The organism is Citrobacter sp. FP75 (assembly GCF_018342065.1).
GTDB lineage: Bacteria > Pseudomonadota > Gammaproteobacteria > Enterobacterales > Enterobacteriaceae > Citrobacter.
In genome coordinates this window covers 104,731-129,841 of the sequence record NZ_JAFDOE010000006.1, presented here as the reverse complement: position 1 = coordinate 129,841, position 25,111 = coordinate 104,731, and the positions used below count along the sequence as shown (strand labels likewise).

The 25,111-nt window shown below is 53.0% G+C and carries 26 protein-coding genes; 5 read left to right on the top strand and 21 right to left on the bottom strand.

Features of this window, described 5'->3' with window-relative positions:
* Position 1: 1 nt before the first annotated feature.
* The 11 genes from JQ822_RS19025 to pmbA form a co-directional block, all read right to left on the bottom strand.
* Positions 2-1,915 (bottom strand): BglG family transcription antiterminator, encoded by a 1,914-nt coding sequence (locus JQ822_RS19025; protein WP_213134769.1) that lies wholly within the window; start codon positions 1,913-1,915, stop codon positions 2-4.
* Positions 1,916-1,936: 21 nt separating this feature from the next.
* Positions 1,937-2,677 (bottom strand): 2-dehydro-3-deoxy-phosphogluconate aldolase, encoded by a 741-nt coding sequence (gene dagF / locus JQ822_RS19020; RefSeq protein ID WP_213134768.1) that lies wholly within the window; start codon positions 2,675-2,677, stop codon positions 1,937-1,939.
* Positions 2,674-3,792 carry a DgaE family pyridoxal phosphate-dependent ammonia lyase gene (locus JQ822_RS19015; protein WP_213134767.1) on the bottom strand — a complete coding sequence of 373 codons (1,119 nt, stop codon included), beginning with the start codon at positions 3,790-3,792 and terminating at the stop codon, positions 2,674-2,676. The genes dagF and JQ822_RS19015 overlap by 4 nt, the downstream gene beginning before the upstream one ends.
* On the bottom strand, positions 3,776-4,909 hold the full coding sequence (locus JQ822_RS19010) for an amidohydrolase/deacetylase family metallohydrolase (RefSeq protein ID WP_213134766.1): 1,134 nt from the start codon (positions 4,907-4,909) through the stop codon (positions 3,776-3,778). Before JQ822_RS19010 ends, JQ822_RS19015 begins: the two co-directional genes overlap by 17 nt.
* A gap of 58 nt (positions 4,910-4,967) precedes the next feature.
* Positions 4,968-5,612, bottom strand: coding sequence for a DUF4310 family protein (locus JQ822_RS19005; protein ID WP_003830379.1), 645 nt, complete (start codon positions 5,610-5,612; stop codon positions 4,968-4,970).
* A gap of 11 nt (positions 5,613-5,623) precedes the next feature.
* Positions 5,624-6,400, bottom strand: coding sequence for a DUF4311 domain-containing protein (locus tag JQ822_RS19000; protein ID WP_135323348.1), 777 nt, complete (start codon positions 6,398-6,400; stop codon positions 5,624-5,626).
* Positions 6,401-6,422: 22 nt separating this feature from the next.
* Complete coding sequence (locus JQ822_RS18995) at positions 6,423-6,722, bottom strand: DUF4312 family protein (RefSeq protein WP_038636649.1); 300 nt, start codon at positions 6,720-6,722, stop codon at positions 6,423-6,425.
* Positions 6,723-6,724: 2 nt separating this feature from the next.
* Positions 6,725-7,087 carry an SFCGS family glycine-rich protein gene (locus JQ822_RS18990; protein WP_002437459.1) on the bottom strand — a complete coding sequence of 121 codons (363 nt, stop codon included), beginning with the start codon at positions 7,085-7,087 and terminating at the stop codon, positions 6,725-6,727.
* A 10-nt stretch (positions 7,088-7,097) separates the two neighbouring features.
* Positions 7,098-7,406: a glycine dehydrogenase gene (locus JQ822_RS18985; protein ID WP_213134765.1), complete on the bottom strand. Its 309-nt coding sequence runs from the start codon at positions 7,404-7,406 to the stop codon at positions 7,098-7,100.
* A gap of 330 nt (positions 7,407-7,736) precedes the next feature.
* Positions 7,737-8,123 (bottom strand): cytochrome b562, encoded by a 387-nt coding sequence (cybC, locus tag JQ822_RS18980; RefSeq protein WP_213134764.1) that lies wholly within the window; start codon positions 8,121-8,123, stop codon positions 7,737-7,739.
* 47 nt (positions 8,124-8,170) lie between these two features.
* Positions 8,171-9,523 carry a metalloprotease PmbA gene (gene pmbA / locus JQ822_RS18975; RefSeq protein ID WP_213134763.1) on the bottom strand — a complete coding sequence of 451 codons (1,353 nt, stop codon included), beginning with the start codon at positions 9,521-9,523 and terminating at the stop codon, positions 8,171-8,173.
* 95 nt (positions 9,524-9,618) lie between these two features.
* Here pmbA and yjgA point away from each other — a divergent pair, with 95 nt between their 5' ends.
* Positions 9,619-10,170, top strand: a complete 552-nt coding sequence (yjgA, locus tag JQ822_RS18970) for a ribosome biogenesis factor YjgA (RefSeq protein ID WP_213134762.1) — start codon at positions 9,619-9,621, stop codon at positions 10,168-10,170.
* Positions 10,171-10,266: 96 nt separating this feature from the next.
* On the opposite strand, the gene mpl is transcribed toward yjgA, so the two are convergent.
* Complete coding sequence (mpl, locus tag JQ822_RS18965) at positions 10,267-11,646, bottom strand: UDP-N-acetylmuramate:L-alanyl-gamma-D-glutamyl-meso-diaminopimelate ligase (protein WP_213134761.1); 1,380 nt, start codon at positions 11,644-11,646, stop codon at positions 10,267-10,269.
* Positions 11,647-11,821: 175 nt separating this feature from the next.
* On the opposite strand from mpl, the gene fbp reads away from it, so the two are divergent.
* A complete protein-coding gene (fbp, locus tag JQ822_RS18960; protein WP_213134760.1) occupies positions 11,822-12,820 on the top strand; it encodes a class 1 fructose-bisphosphatase in 999 nt (332 codons plus the stop codon).
* A 52-nt stretch (positions 12,821-12,872) separates the two neighbouring features.
* Here fbp and JQ822_RS18955 read toward each other — a convergent pair whose 3' ends face one another.
* The 5 genes from JQ822_RS18955 to ytfQ all read right to left on the bottom strand — a co-directional run bounded on the left by JQ822_RS18955 (position 12,873) and on the right by ytfQ (position 18,676).
* A complete protein-coding gene (locus JQ822_RS18955) occupies positions 12,873-13,985 on the bottom strand; it encodes a methyl-accepting chemotaxis protein (protein ID WP_213134759.1) in 1,113 nt (370 codons plus the stop codon).
* A 103-nt stretch (positions 13,986-14,088) separates the two neighbouring features.
* On the bottom strand, positions 14,089-15,090 hold the full coding sequence (gene yjfF, locus JQ822_RS18950; RefSeq protein ID WP_213134758.1) for a galactofuranose ABC transporter, permease protein YjfF: 1,002 nt from the start codon (positions 15,088-15,090) through the stop codon (positions 14,089-14,091).
* Positions 15,077-16,099: a galactofuranose ABC transporter, ATP-binding protein YtfT gene (gene ytfT, locus JQ822_RS18945; RefSeq protein ID WP_213134832.1), complete on the bottom strand. Its 1,023-nt coding sequence runs from the start codon at positions 16,097-16,099 to the stop codon at positions 15,077-15,079. Before ytfT ends, yjfF begins: the two co-directional genes overlap by 14 nt.
* A 13-nt stretch (positions 16,100-16,112) precedes the next feature.
* Positions 16,113-17,615, bottom strand: coding sequence for a galactofuranose ABC transporter, ATP-binding protein YtfR (gene ytfR / locus JQ822_RS18940; RefSeq protein ID WP_213134757.1), 1,503 nt, complete (start codon positions 17,613-17,615; stop codon positions 16,113-16,115).
* Positions 17,616-17,719: 104 nt separating this feature from the next.
* Positions 17,720-18,676: a galactofuranose ABC transporter substrate-binding protein YtfQ gene (ytfQ, locus tag JQ822_RS18935; RefSeq protein WP_213134756.1), complete on the bottom strand. Its 957-nt coding sequence runs from the start codon at positions 18,674-18,676 to the stop codon at positions 17,720-17,722.
* A 309-nt stretch (positions 18,677-18,985) separates the two neighbouring features.
* Here ytfQ and ppa point away from each other — a divergent pair, with 309 nt between their 5' ends.
* On the top strand, positions 18,986-19,513 hold the full coding sequence (gene ppa, locus JQ822_RS18930) for an inorganic diphosphatase (RefSeq protein WP_005134479.1): 528 nt from the start codon (positions 18,986-18,988) through the stop codon (positions 19,511-19,513).
* A 69-nt stretch (positions 19,514-19,582) separates the two neighbouring features.
* On the opposite strand, the gene JQ822_RS18925 is transcribed toward ppa, so the two are convergent.
* The 4 genes from JQ822_RS18925 to tssD are packed head-to-tail and all read right to left on the bottom strand — an operon-like array spanning position 19,583 to position 21,564.
* On the bottom strand, positions 19,583-19,879 hold the full coding sequence (locus tag JQ822_RS18925; RefSeq protein ID WP_213134755.1) for a hypothetical protein: 297 nt from the start codon (positions 19,877-19,879) through the stop codon (positions 19,583-19,585).
* A gap of 15 nt (positions 19,880-19,894) precedes the next feature.
* Positions 19,895-20,185 carry a colicin immunity domain-containing protein gene (locus JQ822_RS18920; RefSeq protein WP_213134754.1) on the bottom strand — a complete coding sequence of 97 codons (291 nt, stop codon included), beginning with the start codon at positions 20,183-20,185 and terminating at the stop codon, positions 19,895-19,897.
* 7 nt (positions 20,186-20,192) lie between these two features.
* Positions 20,193-20,444 (bottom strand): MarR family transcriptional regulator, encoded by a 252-nt coding sequence (locus JQ822_RS18915; RefSeq protein WP_213134753.1) that lies wholly within the window; start codon positions 20,442-20,444, stop codon positions 20,193-20,195.
* Positions 20,437-21,564 carry a type VI secretion system tube protein TssD gene (gene tssD, locus JQ822_RS18910; RefSeq protein WP_244849025.1) on the bottom strand — a complete coding sequence of 376 codons (1,128 nt, stop codon included), beginning with the start codon at positions 21,562-21,564 and terminating at the stop codon, positions 20,437-20,439. The genes JQ822_RS18915 and tssD overlap by 8 nt, the downstream gene beginning before the upstream one ends.
* Before the next feature lie 352 nt (positions 21,565-21,916).
* Here tssD and yncE point away from each other — a divergent pair, with 352 nt between their 5' ends.
* Both yncE and JQ822_RS18900 read left to right on the top strand, forming a co-directional pair.
* Complete coding sequence (yncE, locus tag JQ822_RS18905; protein ID WP_213134752.1) at positions 21,917-22,987, top strand: 7-bladed beta-propeller protein YncE; 1,071 nt, start codon at positions 21,917-21,919, stop codon at positions 22,985-22,987.
* An 82-nt stretch (positions 22,988-23,069) separates the two neighbouring features.
* Complete coding sequence (locus tag JQ822_RS18900) at positions 23,070-25,079, top strand: TonB-dependent receptor domain-containing protein (RefSeq protein ID WP_213134751.1); 2,010 nt, start codon at positions 23,070-23,072, stop codon at positions 25,077-25,079.
* The last annotated feature ends 32 nt before the right edge of the window (positions 25,080-25,111 follow it).

Here is a 25,111-nt window from a genome sequence, read left to right as displayed (position 1 = left end):
TTTAAAAACGGCTGACGCACTCCATGGCCACCGTTTTGAACTCGCTGAAATTCTGACATGCGCAGAGTCGCGTCATGGCGCGCTCGCGCAGGAAGGTGACGAAAATATCGTAGATCGCCATCGCTTCTTCATACTCGCTTTTACTGATGGCGAGCAAGAAGATCACATGCGCCGTTTCGTCGCCCCAGGCAATGCCCTGCGGGGCGAGCACCGTGTAGACTACCGTTTTTTTAGCCAGCAAACCGAGGGCATGCGGCAGGGCAATGCTGTCACCCAGCATGGTGCTGACGATGGCCTCGCGCTCCACGACCGAGTCGAGAAATTCCGCATCGACAAAGCCTTCATCCTGCAACTGGCGGCATAGCGTGTTAAACAGTGTCTGTTGATCCATGTGTTCGTCGATAATTCGAAAATGCGCAGCATCGAAGAATTTGTTCAGCATCCACGGACGGGTTCGGTCCACCAGCACCAGCTTACCAATTTGCTCCAGCTGATAGTCGGTGGGAAACGGCGCAATCATCACCACGGGCTTATCTTTTTCATTAATCCGCGCGGTAGAAATCACGAAGTCTTCGCTGATGGTATTCCGTTGCTCGTAGTCGCGCAGCGTCACGGTGCCCACGATCTCAATCTGCGGATATTTACGCGCCAGCACCGCTTCAATCATTCGTACCATCGCATTTCCGGCATCGCAAACCAGTAATACGCGAGGCTGTCGCTGGTAACCGATGTTGTAACTACGCTCCAGCCCAACGCCAATGTGCAAAACGAGAAAACCGATCTCATTTTCGCTAATGGTATACGGCGTATATTTCCCCCATCCCGATACGGCGGCCAGAGTCATGTCCCACGCCATTGGGTAGTGCTGTTTAATATTTTCCAGCAGCGGATTAGGGATCATTATCTGGTAACGCACCCGGGTGATCATGGTTTTAATGTGCGTCAGCAGGTCGGCATGTAACTGCTTGTCATTCAACAGGTTGTAGTTGTACTGGGTGTTGATAAAACGCAGGATGTAATTGACCAGCGCTTCGTCATCATCGGCATTGATGGCGCTGGGCGCAATCTCCTGCACCTGGCGGGCGGCAATATGCACCTTCAGCCAGTTCTCTTCGAAAACAGAAAGTGGTTTATCTGCCAGCCGGTGCAATACCGTTGCGATTTCCCGCGTGGCCTGGCACACTTCGCTCCCCACTTCTTCTGCGACGAACTCCGGCAACGGATAGCCCTCACTAATCCGACGCACCGCCACTGCACAATATAAGCGCAGAAAGAGCTCGCCCTCATCGGTCAGGTGGATATGAAAACGAGTGAAAATATCCTGCAAAACCGGCTGCAGCTGTTGCGGGACGCCCGCATTGAGCACCTCTTCCATTACCAGAGGATGGGCCGGATCCTGCTGCGCCAGCATCCACAGCAGATCGGTCAGACAGGCACGGATCGCCATTTCACTGCCAAACAGCTTCATCCCATGTCGGGGACGCGTTTCCAGCGTCAGCCGATACCGTTGCAGGTGCTCACGCACTTCCGCCATGTCGTTTTGCAGCGTCGCCCGGCTGATGAACCATTCATCAGCTAAATCTTCCAGCTTGAGCGAAAAGGCCGATGTCAAAAAACGAACCACCAGCCAGTGTACCCGCTCCTGGCTGGTCCGTGGGATGCGCAGCAGCGTAGCGGGCTGCTGCGTTTGCAGGGAGTGATAGCTTGCCGGGTCGTCAATTTTCAGTTGATAACCGTTACCCCGGCTAAGAACAAACTGCGCGCCGTGCGGGGCGAGTAGCGCATTCAGCGCGGTAATATCCGCCCTGACCGTGCGTGTGGAAACCGACAACCGCTGCGCCAGCTCATCCTGCGGCAGCGCCTCGTTTTGCAACATGTCGAACAGCTGTGCTAAACGTTGGTTGGGGAATCGCACGTCAGTTTCCTCATCAGTCAGTTAGCCTACGCAGGCCCGGGTCATCGCCATCAGCTGGCGCACGTCGTCCGGGCGGGTGTTTCCACTCACCTTATCAATAATCGAACTATAGATGTGAGGAATGATTTTACTCACGCCGGCATCAAGGGCAATCTGCAAAATCTCAGCAAAGTTTTCCAGGTCGATGCCGCCCGTCGGCTCCAGCCAGAAGTCATGACGTGCGCAGGCTTGCGCCACCGCGGTGTACTCATCACGGCATTGCAGACCGCCCATCGGGAAGTATTTAATCGAGCTACCGCCCATGTCTTTGAGCAGCGCAATCGCAGTTTCTACCGGCACAATACCGTCCGGCGTCTGGCTGCTCAGCGGACCGGTGGAGATTTTCACCATCCCCGGCGTACCGGTTGGCGAGACCAGACCGTTGACCACCGTGTCCTGTTGACCCAGCAGTGCGCGACTGGTCGCCACGCCGGTAACTACCTGATTAACATGCTGTGGCTGCACCTGACGGGATATTTCACTGACCATCGCCGACTGGTTCGGGTCGCCCGCCCCCAGCCCCACGGAGAGCGCATTGTCGATAAGCGCCGCGTATTCACGCATATCCGCCACCGCGTTTTCAACGCTCGAATAATTTTTGGAGAGCACGCCGACCAGCACGTGTCCTTCCGCCGCCGCGTAAATATCCCGCGCGTTTTCTTTGGAGCCTGCCAGCACGTTCAGGCAGACGCGATCGCGATAAAAGTTTGGGGTCAGTTTCATGCATTTTTCTCCTGTTGAGTCACTTCACCAATTCGACGGGCCACAATCTCCAGCTGCGCGCAATCCACGCTGCGCACATCCGCCTCGATAATGCCTTCGTTGGCTTTGTACCCACGGAAGTAAATCGCGTACTCGCCTTGTTTCAGCGCTTCGACCAGTTCACCCGTGGCGATGCCGGTTACCGCTTCGTCAAACTTAATTTCGGTACGCGCAATGTCGCGTCCTGCGCTGTCCCACACCACGCGCGCGCTGACGCCATTAAGGGTATTTAGCGCATTAATAAACGGCGTCATTTTCTCGACCATCTCCGCACCGCTCTCTTTCTGCGCACTCAGGTACAGCTCGATGGCGCAGGTCAGGCCAAGAATGCCCTCTTTACCGACCTTCATCGCCCGGCCAATGCCCGCCGTCTGGCGCTTCACCCACTCAACATATTGTGTTTTGCCAATCACCAGGCCGCTGGTTGGCCCTTCAATCGCCTTGGCACCGCTGTAAATCACCAGATCCGCACCCACGCGGTAGTAGCACTGCAAATCTTCCTCCGCCGCTGCGTCCACAATCAGCGGCAGATTATGCGTACGCGCCACCACCGCAGCCTGTTCCACGCTGAGCATGCTTTTCTGTACGCAATGGTGAGATTTGATATATAAAATGGCCGCCGTACGCGGCGAAATGGCCGCAGCCAGCTGTGCCGCAGAGCATTCGTTGGCGTAACCTGCTTCCACTAACTTGCCGCCACCGAGCGCCACCATGGTGCCAACCGGTGCGCCAAAGTTGACGTTGTGGCCTCGGGGCAGCACAATTTCGTTGTTCTCGATGGGCGTCACATGCAGGTTTTCCAGCAGCCAGTCGCTGTCTTTCACCAACACCGCCGCCACCGACAGGGCAATCCCCGCCGAGGCACAGGAAACAACCGTTGCCCCTTCCACCTCAAGTAACTTCGCGATGTAGTCTCCGGTTTTATTGACCAGATCTTTCATTTCGAAGTACTGATTCATCCCCGCCATCGCGGCCTCAACGACTTCTGGTCGCGGCGTAGAAACGCCGAGCGCCGTCATACGGCCTGATGTATTAATTACCTGCTTTAAATCGTATTTCTCAAAAATCGAAGGCATGTTCCGCGCTCCCTTGTTCGGTCATATAGCCCTTGCCCGCACGTATTGCGGCAAGCGGCACCAGCAGTTGTTCAGCCTGCAGGCTGTCGTTTTCTGCATCTACCAGCACGGTTGGCTGGCGCTTAAGCGTAAAGAGGGTCAAATCGGCATCCAGGCCAACCTGCAGTCGTCCTTTCTGTTTCAGACGCAGACCGTCAGCGGCATTAGCGGTCACGCACTCAATGACCTGCGGGAGCGACATACCGATGGCGAGAAATTTCGACATTACGTTCGCCAGGGAATGCACCGGGCCGCTAATGCGGTTGCGGCAGTAAATGTCGGAGCTGATGGTGTGTGGCAAAATGCCTAAGCCGATAGCGCGTTTTGCCACCGCAAAGCTCAGGCTGGCAGTGCCATGCCCAACGTCCAGACGCACGCCGCGAGCAAGCGCCCGAGTTACCGAGGCCCGCAGCTCGCCTTCCGGCGTCAGAATACGGTTCGGCTTACCGTTGTAGCAGTGGGTAATGATGTCGCCCGCCGTCAGGCGTTCGGCGATCTCGTCCAGATCCGGCGGGTTGTTACCAATGTGAACCATCAGCGGCAGATCGCCGTTCTCTTGCTGCATAGTTTTGGCACGGTCCAGCGGCGTGATGCCGTTTTCACCGACCACGCTGCTACTCATGCGCGCCTTCAGACCGACGATAAAATCAGGGTGGCGTTTCACCGCCTGCCGCACCGCGTCGGCATCAATGTTGACCATATTAGCCAGCTCGTTTTGCGCAATCAGCCCAACGCGGGAGATGTTCAGCAGCGCATACACCTCGGTGGCCGCTTCTCGGGTTAGGGCGTAAAAATCGTCAATATCATCCGCCCCGGTACTGCCCGCATCCACCACCGTAGTCACGCCGGTGGCAATACCGATGCTGTCCGGCTGGTCGTGATAAATCGGAGATTTTGGGTAGCAGTGGACGTGAGAATCAATCCAACCTGCGCTGACGTAGCACTCGCCGCCGAGCTCAATGGTTTTCAGCGCCGGACCATCAACGTTGCCTAATGCCGCAATTTTGCCGTCTTTCAGCGCAATATCGCTCACCGTATCGTCAACCAGACGCGCACCGCGCAGGAGTAAATCAAACATCGCTCTCTCCTTTGCCGGATGGCGGCATAACCGCCTTATCCGGCCTACAAATCAACAGTTAGCTAATGGCAATCGGGAAGATGGAACCCAGGATCATTGCCCCAAGGATCGCCCCGCCGGTGATCGGTTTTTGCCACAGGTAAAACAACAGCGCGCCTGCCAGAGAACCGATGCCGATAGGGATGGAAGCCGTCATCGCGCTGAGGATGATCAACGGCCCGAGGAAGCGCCCAGAGGCGTTACCGGCCCCCATCATCACGTCCGCCCCGTAGGTCGAATCGCTCTGATTGATGGTGAACTTACGCGCCAGAATGATGATGTAGCCAATCGCCAGCCCAATCACCAGACCAGTGACTAACGAGGCGGCAAAGTTGGCGACCGGGAAGATAATGCCCGCACCCAGCAGCAGTGCCGGAACACCTAACCCGACGCCGGTCTGAATCGCCCCGCCAATATCCAAAATCCCCACCAGCGAACCTTCAATAATGCGGGCAAACAGGAAGCTTGCGCCAAACGCCGCCACCGCCCCATAGGAGCCGGTGTCCATTCCCGCTTTTAGCATCGCCACAAAAGCGACTTCGTTAAATGCGCCAATACCGTACAGGTAGTACATATGCGTTCCGGCAAAGACGCCGGAGGAGAGCAGGCCAACGAAGATCGGGAACGACCAGTCGGCAAACCAAAAACCTTTATTCTGTTCCATGATGGCCTCCGTTATTTACCGCTGAGCGAGTTGTGAATCAGTTCCAGCCAGTTAGGCACGGTCAGATGGAAGGATTCGATCATCTTCATGTCGAAGCCGCGGAAGAAACCGCTCAGCACGAACAGCGCGACAATAGCCACCATCATCACTTTGGTGACGTGGTTCCAGCCGCTCTCTTCAACGCCTTTGCCGATCAGAATCCCCAGTACCAGACCCGGTACGGCGTTGCCCATAATCAGCTGCGCCGCGCCGCCAAAGACGGTGGCCCAGAAGCCTGATTTCTTACCGGCATCGATCGCCGCCAACCAGAAGATCACCGGCATCACGGTGTTAACCAGCAGGTTCGCCGCCGGTACCAGCACTTTGACGGCGGTAACCTGTAGCGCAGCCGGTACGGATGACGCGGTCAGGTTCAGGAAGGTAACGACGATCATGCCAATAACGCCACAGGCAATCGCCATGCGCTTCGGATCGTGCAGCGTTTCACCGACGTTGCGATTTTTAATCATCAACGCGGCTGCGCCCCAGTTGGGGATGATGCGGTGGTCAACGTCCTGCGTGAACGCACCCGCCGCAACGGAGGAAGCCCAGGCGTTAAAGAAGAAGCCCAGGCCGAATGAGAAGTGAGAAGCCGGATCCCCTTCACAGGAATTCAGTTCCCCCAGAGTACGAAACGCGCCCATCCCCTGAGAGGTAGGCGCATGAAACATGCGTGCAGCCCCAGCGCCGACACCTACGCCGACCAGGCCGCCGATGATGAGCGATTTTATTAATATTATCAGGAACATATTTATGCCTTTTAATAGAGAATCAGCGTTGCGTAACGAAATCCACCTTGTCGAGATTGATGGCAGTCACGTTGACGGTCACATCCAGCTCCACGCTGAAGGTGCGTCTTTCGCGGCGCAAAAAGAGGAATAAAAACGCCTCTTTACGCACTGTTTCACGCGCTTGAACAACCTGCACATCCTGTGGCTCAATACGCAGTAAGATATGCGGCGATGCTTTCATCACCGCTGCCTGAACGTGGTTCAGGGCATCGGCAAAGGCGCGCGCTTTGGCCTCGCCCTTACCTGTGACTCTCACCGTGGTGGTGAATTGCTCTTTCATGCTTAAGCGCCGTGTTTCTTTTGCCACGCCTGCACCAGGCGCTCACCGAGCTCTTCTTTGTCCATAAAGCCGAACCCCAGCACGTTGCAGCCTTCGTTGATGGCCGTTACGCCCTCTTCAACCGAGCGCATGCCGTATTTGGCCTTGTAGCCGTATTTGGTCTGCGCGGTGATGGCGCCTGCGCCGCCGCTGCCACAAAACGAGATACCAAAGGTGGCATTTTCCGCTTTCATCACATCACCCAGCTTCATATCTGCCGCCACGCCCGGTACCACGACCGCGCGTCCACCCGCTTTCTCGACGCCTGCCGCCACTTTCTGGCCTTTACCCAGACGATCGCCAATCACTACGGTAATCTGTTCCATCTTGTGCTCCTTAAAGGTTGTCTTTCGCGACTTCGAAATGCACCGACAGCAGCCAAGCCTCTTCCTCGGGAAGATTGCCAAACTCCGCCACGACGTCGCGGGCAAGCGCCATTGATTCGGCTGAAATTTCATCAAATAAGCTGGCATCGACTTCGGGTAAGGGCTCGCCCGTCACCGAGCGGTGCGCCATGGCGCGAACATGCGATGTCAGCATTTGTTCCTGTACGGCATTGGGAATGATGTGGCGTGCGCGCAACAGGGCATACACCTGCGCCAGCATGCGGTCGGCCAGTTCCGCCGATTCCCCCATGTCATTCATTACAGCTCCGTTATTCACTCGTCTTACCCCACTAATGGCTCTGAGGTTAAATTAGCGGTGGAGGTTAAAAGTTTGTAGCGAGTTGTTTTCCACTTCGAAGTGGAAAGGGGCGCAGCGGTAGTGATCTGTGCCGCAAAAAGGGGGGGATTGCCGATTTATCGCTGGAATAATGTGATTGGGATCGCAAGAGGGACAAGGGAAACGGAAGATAGAGAGTACATTGCGTGGGCAATAAAAATGAAAAAATGTGATAGGGATAGCGTTTGCTTATGGGAGGCGGTGGCGCAGCGTCTTATCCGGCCTGCGGTTATGCAGGCCGGATAGAGCAGATTAGCGGAACTTCTTGTGGTTTTCGTTGCGCGTGGTTTTGAGGTCTTCCGCAGCGGCTTTCGCCTCTTTGACTTTACCTTCATTCACCAGTTTAAGCGCGCCGTCAATCTGACCGATCAGAGTGTCAAAACCGTGGCGGAAATCCTTCATCTCCGGGCTGTCCGGGGATTTGCTTTCCAGCTTCGGCGGCGTGCCCTTTTGAGCGTCCAGCGCGGCTGCACGCATTTTGGTTAACGCGTCTTTCAGTTCAGTCACATTATCCGTTTTTTCGACGATCTTCAGGTTGTCGTTGAGGATCCCCATATCATCTTCGAGATCGGCGGCAAACGCAGAAGAACCAAGAACCAGCGTTGAAGCCGCGACGATCGCTAACAGGTGTTTACGCATTGCTCACTTCCTTTTTTATTATTAAAAGATTAACGCCTTAACGAGTATCACTGTCCGGCGATTTTCATCTCCGGTAACAGGACAGAACCACACTGTATATTACTGCGCGTTTCAATATCGTTACCCACGGTGACAATATTGCGCCACATGTCTTTCAAATTACCGGCGATGGTGATTTCACTCACCGGGTACTGAATCTCACCGTTTTCGACCCAGAAGCCTGCCGCGCCGCGCGAATAGTCGCCGGTAATACCGCTCACGCCCTGCCCCATCAGCTCGGTCACGACCAAGCCTGTGCCCATCTCTTTGAGCAACTGCTCGAAGCTTAGACCCTGTCCCGGAATTCGCCAGTTGTGAATACCACCCGCATGACCGGTGCTCTTAAGCCCCAGCTTACGGGCGGAATAGTTGGTCAGCAGCCACTGGGTCAGTACGCCATCTTTAATGATATCGCGACGTTCCGTGCGCACGCCTTCGCTGTCGAACGGCGAAGACGCCAGCCCTTTCAGCAGATGCGGATGCTCTTCAATGGTCAGCCATTCCGGCAGAATTTGCTTGCCCAGCGAGTCCAACAGGAAGGTGGATTTGCGGTACACCGAGCCACCGGCGATCGCGCCAACCAGGTGTCCAAACAGTCCGGTCGCCACTTCATTGGCAAAAATGACCGGCGCTTTCATGGTGGAGAGCTTACGCGGAGACAGGCGGGATAAGGTGCGGCGAGCACAGTCAGCTCCCACCCACTCCGGCGTTTGCAGATCGCCGATTGCACGGCCAATGGTGTAGGCGTAATCGCGTTCCATATCGCCATTTTCTTCCGCGATCACACAGCTGGAGAGGGAATGACGCGTGGAGCAGTAGCCTTGCAGCATGCCGTGGCTGTTGCCAAACACTTTGATGCCATAGTGGCTGTTAAAGCTGCCGCCTTCCGTATTTGTAATGCGCTTATCGGCCTGCAATGCTGCTTGCTCAGCACGTGCCGCCAGCTCGATGGCCTCGTCAGGAGAGACTTCTGCCGGATGGAACAAGTCTAAATCTGGCGCATCAAAGGCCAGCAGTTCTTTATCCGCCACGCCTGCACACGGGTCCGGCGAGGTATAGCGGGCGATATCCAGCGCGGCCTGCACGGTGCGCGCAATCGCCTGCGGGCTTAAATCGGTGGACGACGCGCTACCTTTACGGTTCTGATGGTAAACCGTAATGCCCAGCGCACCGTCGCTGTTGAATTCGACGTTCTCCACTTCACCATAACGGGTGCTGACGCTAATACCCGTCGTCTTGCTTACGGCGACTTCTGCACCGTCCGACTGACCTGATGCTAATTCCAGTGCTGTCGAGACTGCTTCTTCCAGAATCTTACGCTGCGCTTCAACTTGTGAGATTACTTTCATCGCAAATGCCATAATGTAGAGAGAGTTTCTCTGAAGTCTAACAGAGAACCGTTTTTCAGTGCGCATCTTAACTGGTAACATTAGCCTCTTTTTTTAAGGAGCCTGACATGACTAAGCAGCCCGAAGACTGGCTCGACGACGTTCCCGGTGATGACATCGAAGACGAAGACGATGAAATTATCTGGGTCAGTAAAAGTGAAATAAAACGTGACGCCGAGGAGTTAAAACACCTGGGTGTGGAACTGGTAAAACTGGGGAAAAACGCGCTGGATAAAATCCCGCTCGATGCGGATTTACGTGCCGCCATTGAGCTGGCTCAGCGTATCAAGATGGAAGGCCGTCGCCGCCAGCTGCAGCTAATTGGTAAGATGCTGCGTCAGCGCGATGTTGATCCTATCCGTCAGGCGCTGGACAAGCTGAAAAACCGCCACAACCAACAGGTTGTGCTGTTTCACAAGCTTGAACAGCTGCGCGATCGTTTGATCGTTGAAGGTGATGATGCGGTAGCGGAAGTTCTGAAACTGTGGCCGAACGCCGATCGCCAACAGCTTCGTTCTCTGGTACGCAATGCGAAGAAAGAGCAAGAAGGCAACAAGCCGCCGAAATCAGCACGTCAGATCTTCCAGTATCTGCGTGAGCTGGCGGAACACGAAGCGTAATTTCGTGTACGGGATGTGCCGGATGGCGGTGTAAACGCCTTATCCGGCCTACAACGGATCGTAGGCCCGGTAAGCGTTTCGCCACCGGGCGTTTTTTTACTCTTCCGCTTCTGCCTGGGCTTTCTTCGCCAGACCATCCAGCAGTTTTTGATGAATACCACCAAACCCGCCGTTGCTCATCACCAGAATGTGATCGCCTGGCTGCGCGGTTTTCACCACCATATCCGCCAGTGCGTCAACATCACCGCTCCAGTGCGCAGGCTGAACGCAGGCTTCCGCGACTTCCGATACCAGCCACGGAATGTGCGGCGGTTGCAGCAGGAACACTTCGTCCGCTCGGCCTAACGACGGCGCCAGATCGTCTTTGCACAACCCCATTTTCATGGTGTTCGAGCGCGGTTCCAGCACGGCAATAATACGCGCCGTACCGCCCACTTTACCGCGCAACGCCGCAAGCGTTGCCAGAATGGCCGTCGGGTGATGCGCAAAATCGTCATATACCGTCACGCCATGGGCTTCACCGCGCAGTTCAAGACGACGACGTGCGTTGATGAATGAACCGAGCGCATTGGCCGCATCCGCAGGGGTAACGCCAACATGGCGGGCGGCGGCAATTGCCATCAGGCCGTTGTGCATATTGTGTTCGCCGACCAGGCCCCACTTCACAACGCCGACACTTTCGCCGTCCAGGAAGACTTCCCATTCGGAGGCATCGGTGGTCAGTTTCTTCGCCAGCCAGTGGCCTTGCTCGCCAACCAGTTCCTGCTCGCTCCAGCAGCCCATCGCCATCGTCTGTTTCAGATTAATGTCGTTTTCCGGGTAGATGATGCGTCCCTGGCCCGGCACGATACGCACCAGGTGGTGGAACTGTTTCTGGATAGCTTTCAGATCGTCAAAGATGTCCGCGTGATCAAACTCAAGGTTATTGAGGATCAGCGTACGCGGGCAGTAGTGCACGAATTTGGAACGCTTATCGAAGAACGCGCAGTCATATTCGTCCGCTTCAATGACGAAGAAGTCGCTTTCGCCCAGACGCGCGGAAACCTCGAAGTTACCCGGTACGCCGCCGATCACAAAACCAGGCTTATAGCCGCAGGCTTCGAGGATCCAGGTCGCCATTCCGGCGGTGGTGGTTTTACCGTGTGTCCCCGCTACCGCCAGCACCCAGCGATCGCGCAGCACAAAGTCATGCAGCCACTGCGGGCCGGACATGTACGGAATGTTCTTTTCCAGCACCGCTTCCACGCACGGATTACCACGGGTCATGGCATTGCCGATGATCACCAGGTCCGGCTGCGGGTCGAGCTGGCTGGCATCGTAACCCTGAATCAGGGAGATGCCCTGCTTCTCAAGTAAGGTACTCATCGGCGGATACACATTGGCGTCCGAACCGGTTACTTCATGACCGAGCGAGCGCGCCAGCATCGCCAGACCGCCCATGAAAGTGCCACAAATTCCCAAAATATGAATGCGCATACGTCACTATCCTTTTTTAATCTGGGGGCCATTTTACGCATATGTCAGGCAAGTGAGAAATGCATTTCAGGATATTCCGCAGTTTGCTGGCGCGATTCACCTAAGCGCGAGGGTTGAAATATTTGTTAAGATTATTGCGGTCGCTTTACTCCATACAATTTGCAGGGAAAGTGTTATGAAAACGTTAGGTGAATTTATTGTCGAAAAGCAGCACGAGTTCTCTCATGCTACCGGTGAGCTCACTGCTTTGTTATCGGCAATAAAGCTGGGCGCCAAGATCATCCACCGCGATATTAACAAGGCCGGTCTGGTCGATATCCTGGGTGCCAGCGGTGCTGAGAACGTGCAGGGAGAGGTTCAGCAGAAGCTCGATCTGTTCGCGAACGAAAAACTGAAAGCTGCACTCAAGGCACGCGATATTGTGGCGGGCATTGCCTCGGAAGAAGAAGATGAAATCGTCGTCTTCGAAGGCTGTGAACACGCAAAATACGTTGTACTCATGGATCCGCTGGATGGCTCATCCAACATCGATGTTAACGTCTCTGTCGGCACGATCTTCTCGATTTATCGCCGCGTAACCCCTGTCGGCACACCGGTAACGGAAGAGGATTTCCTGCAGCCGGGCAACAAACAGGTTGCTGCAGGCTACGTCGTCTACGGTTCATCCACCATGCTGGTATATACCACCGGCTGCGGTGTACACGCGTTCACCTACGATCCTTCTCTGGGCGTATTTTGTCTCAGCCAGGAGCGTATGCGCTTCCCGGTCAAAGGCAGCACGTACTCCATCAACGAAGGCAACTACATCAAATTCCCGAATGGCGTGAAGAAATATATTAAATTCTGCCAGGAAGAAGATAAAGCAACCCAGCGCCCGTATACCTCGCGCTACATTGGCTCTCTGGTCGCGGATTTCCACCGCAATCTGCTGAAAGGCGGGATCTATCTGTATCCGAGCACCGCCAGCCACCCGGAAGGGAAACTGCGCCTGCTGTACGAATGCAACCCAATGGCCCTGCTGGCCGAGCAAGCGGGTGGCAAGGCGAGCGACGGTAAAAATCGTATTCTGGATATCATCCCGGAAAGCCTGCACCAGCGCCGTTCATTCTTCGTCGGTAACGACCATATGGTTGAAGACGTTGAGCGTTTAATCCGCGAGTTCCCGGACGCGTAATACGCTTTGCCGGATGAGACGTGTTAACGCCGTCATCCGGCAAATTTTTCCGTTATGCCGTTTGTACTTTAAATGCCGCCATTGCTTCGAGCAGCGCATGTGACTGCTCTTCCAGCGAACGGGTAGCCGCTGAAGACTCCTGCACCAGCGCCGCATTCTGCTGCGCCGTTTCATCCATCTGAATCACCGCAATATTCACCTGCTCAATGCCGCGGCTCTGCTCCTGAGACGCACTGGCAATTTCACGCATCAGCTTGGTCATACGCATGACCTCGGTCGCGATTTCATCCATGGTTTCACCCGCCTGTTGTGCCAGGTCGCTACCTTCGCCCACATGGGTGTGTGAATCGCTGATTAATGTGCGGATCTCTTTTGCCGCTTCTGCGCTGCGGCTGGCCAAATTACGCACTTCCCCGGCGACGACCGCAAAGCCCCGCCCTTGCTCACCAGCACGCGCCGCTTCCACAGAAGCATTGAGCGCCAGGATATTAGTCTGGAAAGCAATACCATCAATGACGCTGAGAATATCGGCGATTCGGCTGGAACTGCCGGAAATATCGCGCATTTTTTCAATCACATAACACACCATCTCGCTACCGCGATCGGCAGTATCCGACACCGATTTTGCCAGTTGGTGCGCCTGTTCTGCGTTCTGCGCATTTTGTTTCACGGTCGCCGTGAGTTCTTCCATGCTGGCGGCGGTCTGCTCCAGCGACGTGGCGGTCGATTCAGTGCGTTGCGCCAGGTGCTGGTTACCCGCCGTCAATTCACGACTGCCAATATCAATTTGTGAGCTGGCATCGCGTACGCGTTGTACCGAGTCGCCCAGCGCATGACGCATTTCGTCCATCGCAGAGTTCAGGCGATTAAATTCAGCGCTGGCCGACAACGCGGTAACTGGCGACAAGTCGCCCGTCGCCAGGCGTTCCAGTTGTTCCACAATGTTATCCAGCGGCTTCAGAAACTTATTTCGCAGCATGAACCAAATAACCGCCAACAACGCGAGGGCAGCCAACATCGCCGCACTCATAATGCCGTTATAAATCAAAGAAGTAATAACACGCGTAGAGGCGTATAGCCCCATACCTCCGCTCAGCAACAGAAGGAGCGTCAGCAAAGACAATAACACCAACAAACTTGATCGAATTGAAAGGGATTTTGGCATCGTTATATTTCCGGTTGTAGGGTTAAAACAGACCTGTACAGAACCTATCGACTACAACCGGAAAAAGTTTAGGTCTTTAGATGTTTTCTGGAAAATCATGAAGTTACTTTGGCGTGCTAACCGTGCTCACTCTGGTTACAGGCGAACTTTGGCGGTTCTCCCACAATACGGTAAGACCACGTTGTAACGCTATAAAAATAAACAACAAAATGCCAATCGCGATTTTCGTCCACCAGGAACTTAATGTGCCGTCAAAATTAATATATGTCTGGATCAATCCCTGGATCCCCACGCCAAACAGCGTGCCCAGCACGGTTCCCACACCACCGCTCAGCAAAGTGCCGCCAATCACCACCGAGGCAATGGCATCCAGCTCTACGCCGACGCCAGCCAGCGCATAGCCCGCCTGGGTATAAATGGAGAAGACAATCCCGGCAAGCGTAGCAAGCCCGGTAGAGAGCATATAGATGCGGATGGTCGTGCTGCGGGTCGAGATCCCCATCAAATTAGCAGATGTTGCGCTGCCGCCAATGGCGTACACCTGATTGCCAAAGCGCGTACGGTGCGCGAGGAATATACCCATCACCACCACGCCCAGCATCAACAGCCCCATGGCGCTCAGACGACCACCGCCGGGGATCTTCCAGGCCAGGCTGGAAAGGGTGTCATAAATCGGGTGATTGATCGGGATCGACTCCTCGGAAACCAGATAGCTGACGCCACGCAGAAAGAACATCCCCGCCAGAGTAATAATAAACGCCGGGATCTTCAGCGCATCGATCAGTAACCCCATAAATGCGCCAAACGCGCAGCCCATCGCCAGAACCAGCGGGAACGCCAGCAGCGGGGAAATGCCCCAGTAACCAATGGCTTTAGCCAGAAATACGCCGGTAAACGCAATTACCGAGCCGACGGACAGGTCGATCCCGCCGGACAGAATCACGAAGGTCATGCCCACGGCGATAATCCCTAAGAAGGCGTTATCAGTCAGGATATTGCAGATCACGCGCGTCGAGGCAAAGGCAGGAAACTGCGTCAGGCAGTAAAGGTAGCCCAGCACAAACACGCCGAGGGTGATCATCAGCGGTAAGTTACGTTTTATCATGACCACGCACTCCTTTTATCAGGCTGATAAAGCGTTGCGACTGTACGACCAGCACGCACAGCACCACCACGGCTTTAACCACCTGGTTCAGCTCCGGCTGGAAGCCAGACAGTAAAATCCCGGTGTTCATGCCCTGAATAATCAGGGCGCCGACCACCGACAGTAGCAGGTTAAACCGCCCGCCCATCAGTGAACCGCCGCCGATAACCACCGCCAGAATGGCATCTAACTCCAGCCATAATCCGGCGTTGTTGGCATCGGCCCCGCGAATATCCGCCGTGACGATAATCCCGGCAATGGCCGCGCACAGGCCGCTCAACACATAGGTGAGCATGACAATAACGCGGGTATTCACCCCGGCATTTTTCGCCGCACGAATGTTAATGCCCACCGCTTCAATAAACATGCCCAGCGCTGTTTTACGCGTCAGCAGCCAAAAGGCAATCAGCGTCAGCAGCGCGATGATCACCGGCGTCGGGAACAGCAACAGCGATCCGCTGCCGAACCACGACAGATTGGGCGAGTTGAAGGTGACGATCTGCCCGGAAGTGATCAACTGCGCCACTCCGCGCCCGGCCACCATCAGAATAAGCGTGGCGACAAACGGTTGGATCTTGAGGATTGCCACTAGAATCCCGTTCCATAACCCTGCCAGAATGCCAGATCCTAACGCCGCAAGCAGGACAACCGGGAGGCTGTGCCCGGCGACCGTCATCGCGGCGGTGGTGGCCCCCGCAATGGCCATCACCGCGCCAACAGAAAGATCGATACCCCCGGTGGCAATCACCAGCGTCATGCCAATCGCCAGTAATGCCACGGGCGCGGCACGATTAAGAATATCAATCGGGCTGCCGAACAGGCGGCCATCCTGCAAAATCACCTGGTAGAAGTGTGGGGCCACCAGGCTGTCGACCAGCAACACCAGCAGCAGCGCCACCAGTTGCGGCATGCCCTTCGGCCAGCGAAACCGCCGTTTCGCGGTGTTGGATTGAGGGAGAGATTGAGGCATCACAACAGTCTCCTTAGGCCGCAATGGCGTTCATGATTGCCGGTACGGACAGTTCAGCCAGCGGGATCTCGGCCACCTGTTTGCGATCGCGCATGATAATGACCCGATCGGCATAGCCCACCAACTCTTCCAGTTCGGAGGAAATCACCAGCAGCGCCAGACCATCGGCGCACAGCGTTTCGATCAGGCGGATGATCTCGGCATGCGCCCCGACGTCGATCCCGCGCGTGGGTTCATCAAGGATCAGGAACTGCGGTTTGGTCAGCAACCAGCGCGACAGCAATACTTTTTGCTGATTGCCGCCAGAGAGAAATTCGATCGGCTGTTCGGCGTTCGGGGTACGGATGCCAAGTTGCCGGATAAAACGCTCGGCAATATCATTTTGCTCTTTGCGCGGAATGGGCCGCAGCCAGCCTCGCTGCGCCTGCAGAGCCAGGATGATATTCTCCCGCACCGAGGCGGCGGCAATAATGCCGTCCGTTTTCCGATCCTCCGGGCAGAAACCGATCCCGAGACATGAGGCCTGATGCGGCGATCGCAGCGTCTGCGGCTTGCCTTTGATCAAGGCACTGCCGCTGTCGGCGGGTTTAATACCAAAGATCACTTCCGCCGTTTCCGTGCGCCCCGATCCAAGCAGGCCTGCCAGGCCGACGATCTCGCCGGGACATACCTGCAGATCAAACGGCGCGATCGTGCCTTTCTTACCGAAGTTGCTAAAGGCCGCTACCGGTTTATCGCTCAACAACGTACGGCCCGCACGCTGTAGCGCGTGGGTATCCAGTTCACGGCCAAGCATCATTTTAACCAGTTCGATTTGTGGCAGTTCGCGGGTTTCACGGCAGCCGACGAAGCCACCGTTACGCAGGACGGTGATCCGATCGCTAACCTGATAAACCTGATCGAGAAAATGGGTGACGAAAATCAGGCTGACGCCGCGATCGCGCAGATGGCGCATCAGGCCGAACAGCATCTCAACTTCCTGGGTATCCAGACTGGCGGTGGGTTCGTCGAGGATCAATACTTTCGCCGACAGATCGATAGCCCGACAGATGGCGACGATCTGCTGCATCGCCACCGAAAAGCGGTTCAATGGTTCGCGCACATCAAGAGAAAAGCCATAGGAGGCCATCAGCTCGGTAGCGCGCTTTTCCATCTGTTTACGCTGCAACAGGCCAAAGCGTCGCGGCTCACGGCCAATAAACAGGTTATCTGCCACCGACATATTGGGCAGCAAGTTCACTTCCTGATACACGGTGCCAATTCCCAGTTGCTGGGCATGGGCGGTGTTTTTCGGCGAGATAGGCTGGCCTTCGAGCCAGATGGTGCCGCGATCGGCATGGTAAACACCGGTCAGCGCTTTGATCAGCGTCGATTTCCCGGCCCCATTTTCACCGAGCAGCGCCATAATCTCGCCACGACGCAGGCTGAAATCCACATTATCCAGCGCTTTGACGCCGGGGAAAAATTTGCTTAATCCTTCTGTGCGGAGGATTTCCTGGTGATGTTCTGTTGTCATGATTCCCCCTGCATCACGCCGGTTGGCGCTACGCTTAACCGGCCTACAAATGAGCGTATCGTAGGCCGGGCAAGCGCAGCGTCACCCGGCATTTTCATGAGGCCTTAGTAGCCCATATTTTTCTTCTTCTCTAACTCTTCTTTCGCGGTATCCGGCAGATAGAGGATAGATTTGGTAATGGTCAGCTTCTCAGGCATCGTGCCGTCTTTTTTGAATTTCTCCAGCGCGTCGAAGGCCGGGCCCGCCATATTTGGCGTCAGCTCAACGCTGGCGTTGGCTTCACCGTCAATCATCGCTTTGTAGATATCCGGCACGCCGTCGATGGAACCGGTCAGAATATCTTTGCCCGGTTTCAGGCCCGCTTCTTTAATTGCCTGAATCGCACCGATCACCATGTCATCGTTGTGGGCGTAAACCATGCAGATGTTCTTGCCGTTGTTTTCCGCTTTAATAAAGCTTTCCATGACTTCTTTGCCTTTACTGCGGGTAAAGTCGCCGGACTGGGAGCGGATAATTTTGATGTTTGGCGCACTGGCAATGGCTTCAGCAAAACCTTTTTTACGGTCAATCGCCACGCTGGCACCGACGGTCCCTTGTAGCTCAACGACGTTACACGGCTTGCCGTTCACTTCTTTGATAAGCCAGTCGCCAATCAATTTGCCTTCCAGCACGTTGTCGGCTGTAACGGTGGTCATATAGAGAGACTTGTCTTTGACATCGATGGAACGATCGAGCAAAAAGACCGGAATCTCGGCGTCTTTAGCTTCTTTTAATACCGGCTCCCAGCCCGTTGCCACCACCGGTGCAATAAAGATGGCATCCACGCCCTGCGCCACGAATGAACGTACCGCTTTAATCTGGTTTTCCTGTTTTTGCTGACCGTCGGCGATTTTCAGCGTAATGCCCCGCTTCTCGGCCTCGCTTTTCGCTACGTTGGTTTCTGCTGCACGCCAGCCAGATTCAGACCCGACCTGAGAAAATCCTACGGTTAAAGGGGCTGCCATCGCCATAGATGACATGGCTGCCGAAACTGCTGTGACTAAAAGTAAGCGCTTCCACATAAGTGCGTCCTCGTAGGGTGATTATTGTTGATTAATAAACAGTCGCGAAAAAACTATAGACAATCGAGCATGTAACGGATTGCGTTACATCACACTTCAAAAAAGTAAATAAAACGTTAATCACAAGTTTGTAATCGCTTTCATTACCCTATGAAAAATGCAGCTGAACTTATGGATTTTTCTGTCATCACCGCAGGGGAAAAAGGCCAAAATCCGAGGAGGGAAATCGAAAACAAGCGGAGACATTCAGCGCGAGTTGGCTATAATACCCGCCACTTGTTTGCCATAGCTTATTTAAAGGAAACAGACATGAGCTTACTCAACGTCCCTGCCGGTAAAGACCTGCCGGAAGATATCTACGTTGTTATCGAGATCCCTGCTAACGCAGATCCGATCAAATACGAAGTTGACAAAGAGAGCGGCGCCCTGTTCGTTGACCGCTTCATGTCCACTGCGATGTTCTATCCGTGCAACTACGGTTACATCAACCACACCCTGTCTCTGGATGGGGATCCGGTAGACGTTCTGGTCCCGACCCCGTACCCGCTGGAGCCAGGTTCAGTGATCCGCTGCCGTCCGGTTGGCGTACTGAAAATGACCGACGAATCCGGTGAAGATGCGAAACTGGTTGCCGTTCCGCACACCAAGCTGAGCAAAGAATACGATCACATCAAAGATGTGAACGACCTGCCGGACCTGCTGAAAGCGCAGATCACCCACTTCTTCGAGCACTACAAAGACCTCGAAGCAGGCAAATGGGTAAAAGTTGACGGTTGGGACAACGCTGAAGCCGCTAAAGCTGAAATCGTTGCTTCCTTCGAGCGCGCGAAGAAGTAAGTTGGCTTTCTAAAGTCAGCATAACTTATTGAAGCCCTTCATTTTATGAGGGGCTTTTTTGAGATTAATCTAAACGATTAGTTTCAGTTCAGGCTTCATTTCAAAGAAATGTTCTTGTTCTTGAACATCTATTAACCTACTAGCCCCTTCAGGTATTTTGGTTCTCGAAATTTTCACTCCTGATTTACAGGTTTCGCACCAAATAACCTTCCAGCCAATATCACCATTATCGAAACCAAAATATTGATAAGAAAGGCCCTTTTCACCACAGTTCAGACAGTCAGTTAACTCATATAAACTATCACTCCGCGGCAGATGCTTTAACCAATCAACATATCTCGCAGAATTTTTTATCAACTTATTCATATAGATGCTTTCAAGCTACACAGACTCGCACCACTGTCTATTCAACCGAGTTATTTCGCTGAGCAACTGACTATCATCAAGATCATCATCGTTCCTGAGCTTAGGGTCAGAACAATAAAGATCTAAAGCCGTGAATACGCTATCTATATACAATTCTGTGTTTTCATCAATTTCGTTTATACCATCAGAATCCCTGTAATTCCTCCAGACAAGAAAATATTGCTTCTCAAACGCTGAAGCGGATAACGCACCGGAAAGAAAGAAATCAATTAACAACAGATGATTAAACTGACTGGCATTAATCATTCTACGACTATTCTCCTGAATGACGGATTTTTACATACTCACGCCCCTCGTTAGTAACCCGATAATCGGGTTGAGTAGCATTTTCGATATCAATGATTTCTACAAATCCCTGTATTGCTAAGTTATTAACAATTCTGACTACATTGCCAAAACCAGGAATATCTCTCACAGAAAGCACCCGGTCAAGAAGATAACAATTCCAGTTTCTGTCTTTTTCAGCCATAACTTTCAGTACATTAAATTCAGTTTCATTAATCATTTAGTATCGCATCCGGGTGATATAAATCTGAAGCTTTAAGGTTATACTCTTCCAGAGTAGCGGTATGTGCATTATTCCAAAGCTCATATCCCTCAAAGCCTTCCGGTTCGCCAGTCTCCCAACCTAAATTGCAGTAGCGCTGGAACTCCCGACATTCATGAGTATAGTAATTCAAATCAACTTGTTCATGGAGGATTTTACCATCAGCAATGTCCTTCAAGCGTTTAATCATCACATCATTGGCAGGATCATGCTTGAACCGCGACACATGCTTTTCTACGACAGCTATACCATCATGGTTGATAGTAACACCATCCGTGGTTAAATTCTCAATAGGTCCTCCAGCTAAATCGGGGTTAAAAGGACGCCCTGATGATATTCCTCTGGCACCAAAATGCTCCAATTCCTGAAGTACCCGAATCTCTGATTCTAACTCCATCCTCCCAAGCCCGTAACCTGCGGCAATTGAGGCCGCTATAATGGCAGTGCTAACCGTTTTCTCATTAAGAATCTGATCGTAGCCTTTGACGGCATCACCCCCCAGTTTTTCTGCAGTGTCCCTGAACCCTTCGATGTTACCGTTATAAATCCCTCCTGCCGCAAGCAGTCGACCTACGCCAGCGCTGTTAAGAGTATGAGTCTGGGCTTTCGGAATCGGAACAAACAACTTATTGTAGTCCGCAGGTAAAGCCAGATAGCTACACTCGGTATTGCTTATCAGGTGCTTACTAAGGATATAATCATAGTTTACACATATGGTTTCTGTATCTATCTGGTCTTGAACAACTCGAAGTTGAATACTTGATATCGAAGCCCCCCTTAATTGAATATAATAATACTTCTCCCATTGACCATATCTATTAATGCGATAAAACCAAAACTCCACAAACAGGTTTTCGTTATTATTAATTGCCTGCATTAACAGCGGCGAACATTTATCTATTTGCTTGCTGAATGTTAATCCCTGTAGGTTCGCACCTTTGCCTGTATTCGTTACCCCCGCACCCAAAGAAAATACAAATATTTCATCCACATGACTCTGTTGCCACCGATTACCAACTGAATCAGATGTTCCACTGCCATCAGAAATATCACCTTGTTGTTCACCAATAAGCTTCAGTTAAACAATATCACTCATTCCATTACTATCCTCCGTGTTAGTAAACGTAAACCTGAGTAATATTACCGATGGACTAAGGCCATTGATGCCAAGCAGATCATATTAAATAAAATATTTATAATCATACATTCCCAAAATATATATTGAATAGTTATTCAATATATTAATTAATATAATTCCATTGGGGTAACGCAAACTCGCGTTGTCTACCAGCTCGCTTGCAAATCCCATGCGAAAAACATGGTCTTATGCACCTACCAGATTGGGTAGTCACATTTAACTTATCTTATTTGCGAATGAGACTAGATCTCATTATCATTTGCAGCACGTAAATAAATGTGAATAAACGTCAATGAACCTCCACACTGTGAAGTCCCTGAAACACTATTCCGCAGTGGCCCTCGCCACCGCATTGTTATTTACCAGCCTGCCCGGTGCGGCACAGACGCTGCCTGAGAAAGATTTTCTGACCCGCGACGTCGGTAACGGCGTGTATGAACTGGCGGTTGATAGCCAGCAGAAGGCGCTTTTTGCCGCCTCGTCGCCGTCGTTTGATAAAGATAAAACCAGCGGGCTTATCTACAAACTCGATCTGGAAAAATTCACCACCACCGAAGTCATTGAAACCAGCCGCCGAGCATTTGCTACCGCGCTGGATGAAGAAAATCAGGTGCTGTATGTCGGTAACACGCTGGAAGGTTCAGTAACGCTAATCGATACCCGCAGCGGTAAAGAGCTGGCGATACTGCAACTGAGCGAAGCCAAAAACCCGAAAGATATTGTCCATACCCGTGAGATGGTGCTCGATAAGCAGCATCACCGCCTGTACGTTTCCGGCGTGGCTGAAAAAGGTATCGTCTGGGTCGTGGATACGCAAAAGCGTGAAAAAATTGCCACCCTTGAAAACATGGGTGAATATCCGACCGGCATGGCGGTGGATGCAAATAAGAACCGCCTGTACGTGGTTAATGGCAGAAACGAGCTGATTACGCTGGACACCACCCACCACAAAATCATTAGCCGCTTTTCCATTGAACCGACTAAAAAACATTTCTTCCTGAATATCGCCCTTGATACCGAAAATAATCGCGCGTTCCTGACCGATCCGGATTTAGCGGATGTGCTGGTCGTTGATATTAATACTGGCAAGGTTATTGCGCCAATTAAGGTCATTAACTCTTTGGCAGTGATATATAACGAAAAACGCCAGGAAGTATATATTACGCACCGCAATGCCAAGCAGGTCAGCATTGTCGACAGCAAGACTTACCAGGTGAAACACAGCATTGAAACCAATGCGTTACCTAACAGCCTTGCACTTTCTCAGGACGCTAACACTTTGTATGTCAGCGTAAAACAGCCGGAGAAAATGATTGGCGTGAAGCCCGACTACGTGCTGAAAATCGATCTGTCTAAATACTAATAATCAAAAAACTATTTACACCTTGTCGCCATATTGAGCGGCAAGGTGACGCTTTATTTTTACTTTTCAGGTGTCTTATATTATGAAAACGCGTCAACTTATTACGCTGACAGGGATCGTTGCATTCTCTGGCGGGGTTATTTTTCCCGCGCAGGCCGAAGAATTAAGCGAAACCTCACGCAATAGCGAAGATGAAATGGTCATTACGGCGTCCGGGTTCTCACAACAAAAACGTGAGGCCCCGGCCACGATTTCGGTTATCGATCGTAAAACGCTGGATATTCAGCCGGACCGTAACATCGGTGAAGCGATAAAAAATATTCCCGGCGTCTCGGTCACCAACAGTAGCGGAATGAATGCCGGCAGCATTATGATCCGCGGCATGGACCCGTCCTATACCGCTTTTATGGTTAACAGCGTTAAACAAAATACCGGTGAATCGCGCCCGTATGGTCACGACATCGGCACCGAAGCCAACTTCTTACCGCCAATGGAAGCCATTGAACGTATTGAAGTGATTCGCGGCCCGATGTCATCGCTGTACGGATCAGACGCCATCGGCGGTGTGGTGAACGTCATCACCAAAAAACCTTACGGAGCCAAAGACTGGACGACGGCGATTGCCGCCAATACCTGGCTGCAGGAACACCAGTATCTGGGCAATACCAGCCAGATGAATCTGTTCACCATGGGACCAATCATTCCCGACGTTCTGGGTTTAAGCGTGGCTGCGGACTGGCTCGACCGCCGCGATGACGATCGCAATAATTACTTCGGCAAGCATAACCGTAAATCCGTTGATATGACGCTGGGCCTGGCCGCCAGCGACAATAACCTCTTCGACCTCAACGTGGTCACCGGCGAGCAGGAGAAAAACCGGACCCAGAAACGCGGTGCACCGTGGTCATGGTTGTTCGATCGCAACGCCGCTACCCTGACCCATACCGGATGGTACGCAGACGATACCATCGCGACGACCAACTACATCAACTACGAGAAGGGCCGCTCAAAATACGTTTATGACGGACAGTCGCCGCAGTATGTGCAGATGGAAAACTACGTCGCCAACTCACAAACCACCTTCACGCTCGACAACCATAAACTGACCGTCGGGGCGAATTTCACCCGCGAAGAGTTAAACGACCGTTTTGATGTCGCCAACAAAACGCTGCCCGGCTCGGATCCGGTTACCAAAATCAGCCGTAACGGTTGGGCATTGTTCGTGGAAGATGGCTGGAGCATCGACGATTTCATCCTGACCACCTCAGCGCGTATGGACCAGGACGATAACTTTGGTACGCATATTACGCCGAAAATGTACGGTAACTGGGCATTCAGCGATGCCTGGGCGCTGAAAGGCGGCGTCTCAGCCGGGTATAAAAAACCGGAGCTGCGGGCAACCTCCAGCGACTTCGTCACCCCTTACGGTTCAACCGTGCCTTATCCCTTCCTGACGGTGGGCAATGACGATCTGAAACCGGAGAAAAGCGTTAACTCTGAACTGGGTCTGTACTGGACGGGCGATGCCCTGTCGCTGGATAGCACCGTTTTCTATACGCAATTCAAAGACAAGATTGCTGAGCAAACTATTTGTGAAACCACGGCGACTAACCAGTGCTCGGTCAATGGTTACAACGCCGATTCCGTCAGTAAATACTTTAACGTCAGCGAAGCCGATGTGTACGGCGTTGAGCTTAATGCTGACTGGCAGATTAGCGCTGACCTCAAAGCTAATGCCAACTACACCTGGAACCACAGCGAGCAGAAAAGCGGCGTCAACAAAGGCTACGCGCTGAACGACTATCCACGTCATATGGCGAACCTGTCGCTGAACTGGGCGGCCACACAAAGCCTGGATGTGTGGAGCACGGTGAACTATCGCAGCAGTAACCGCAACAGCGGCAATAACTATAAGTACGATGACTACACGATGGTGGACGTGGGCGTTCGTTATCAGCTTAATAAGCACACCCAGTTGATGGCAGGAGTCTACAACGTACTGGATGAAGATCCGAAACTCACAACCGCATGGAATGAGTCCGCGCAGGTGGAAGGACGCCGCTATAACCTCGGCGCGCGCGTGGAGTTTTAAGCCCTGAGAGCCTGTACATAGATTTGTGTAAT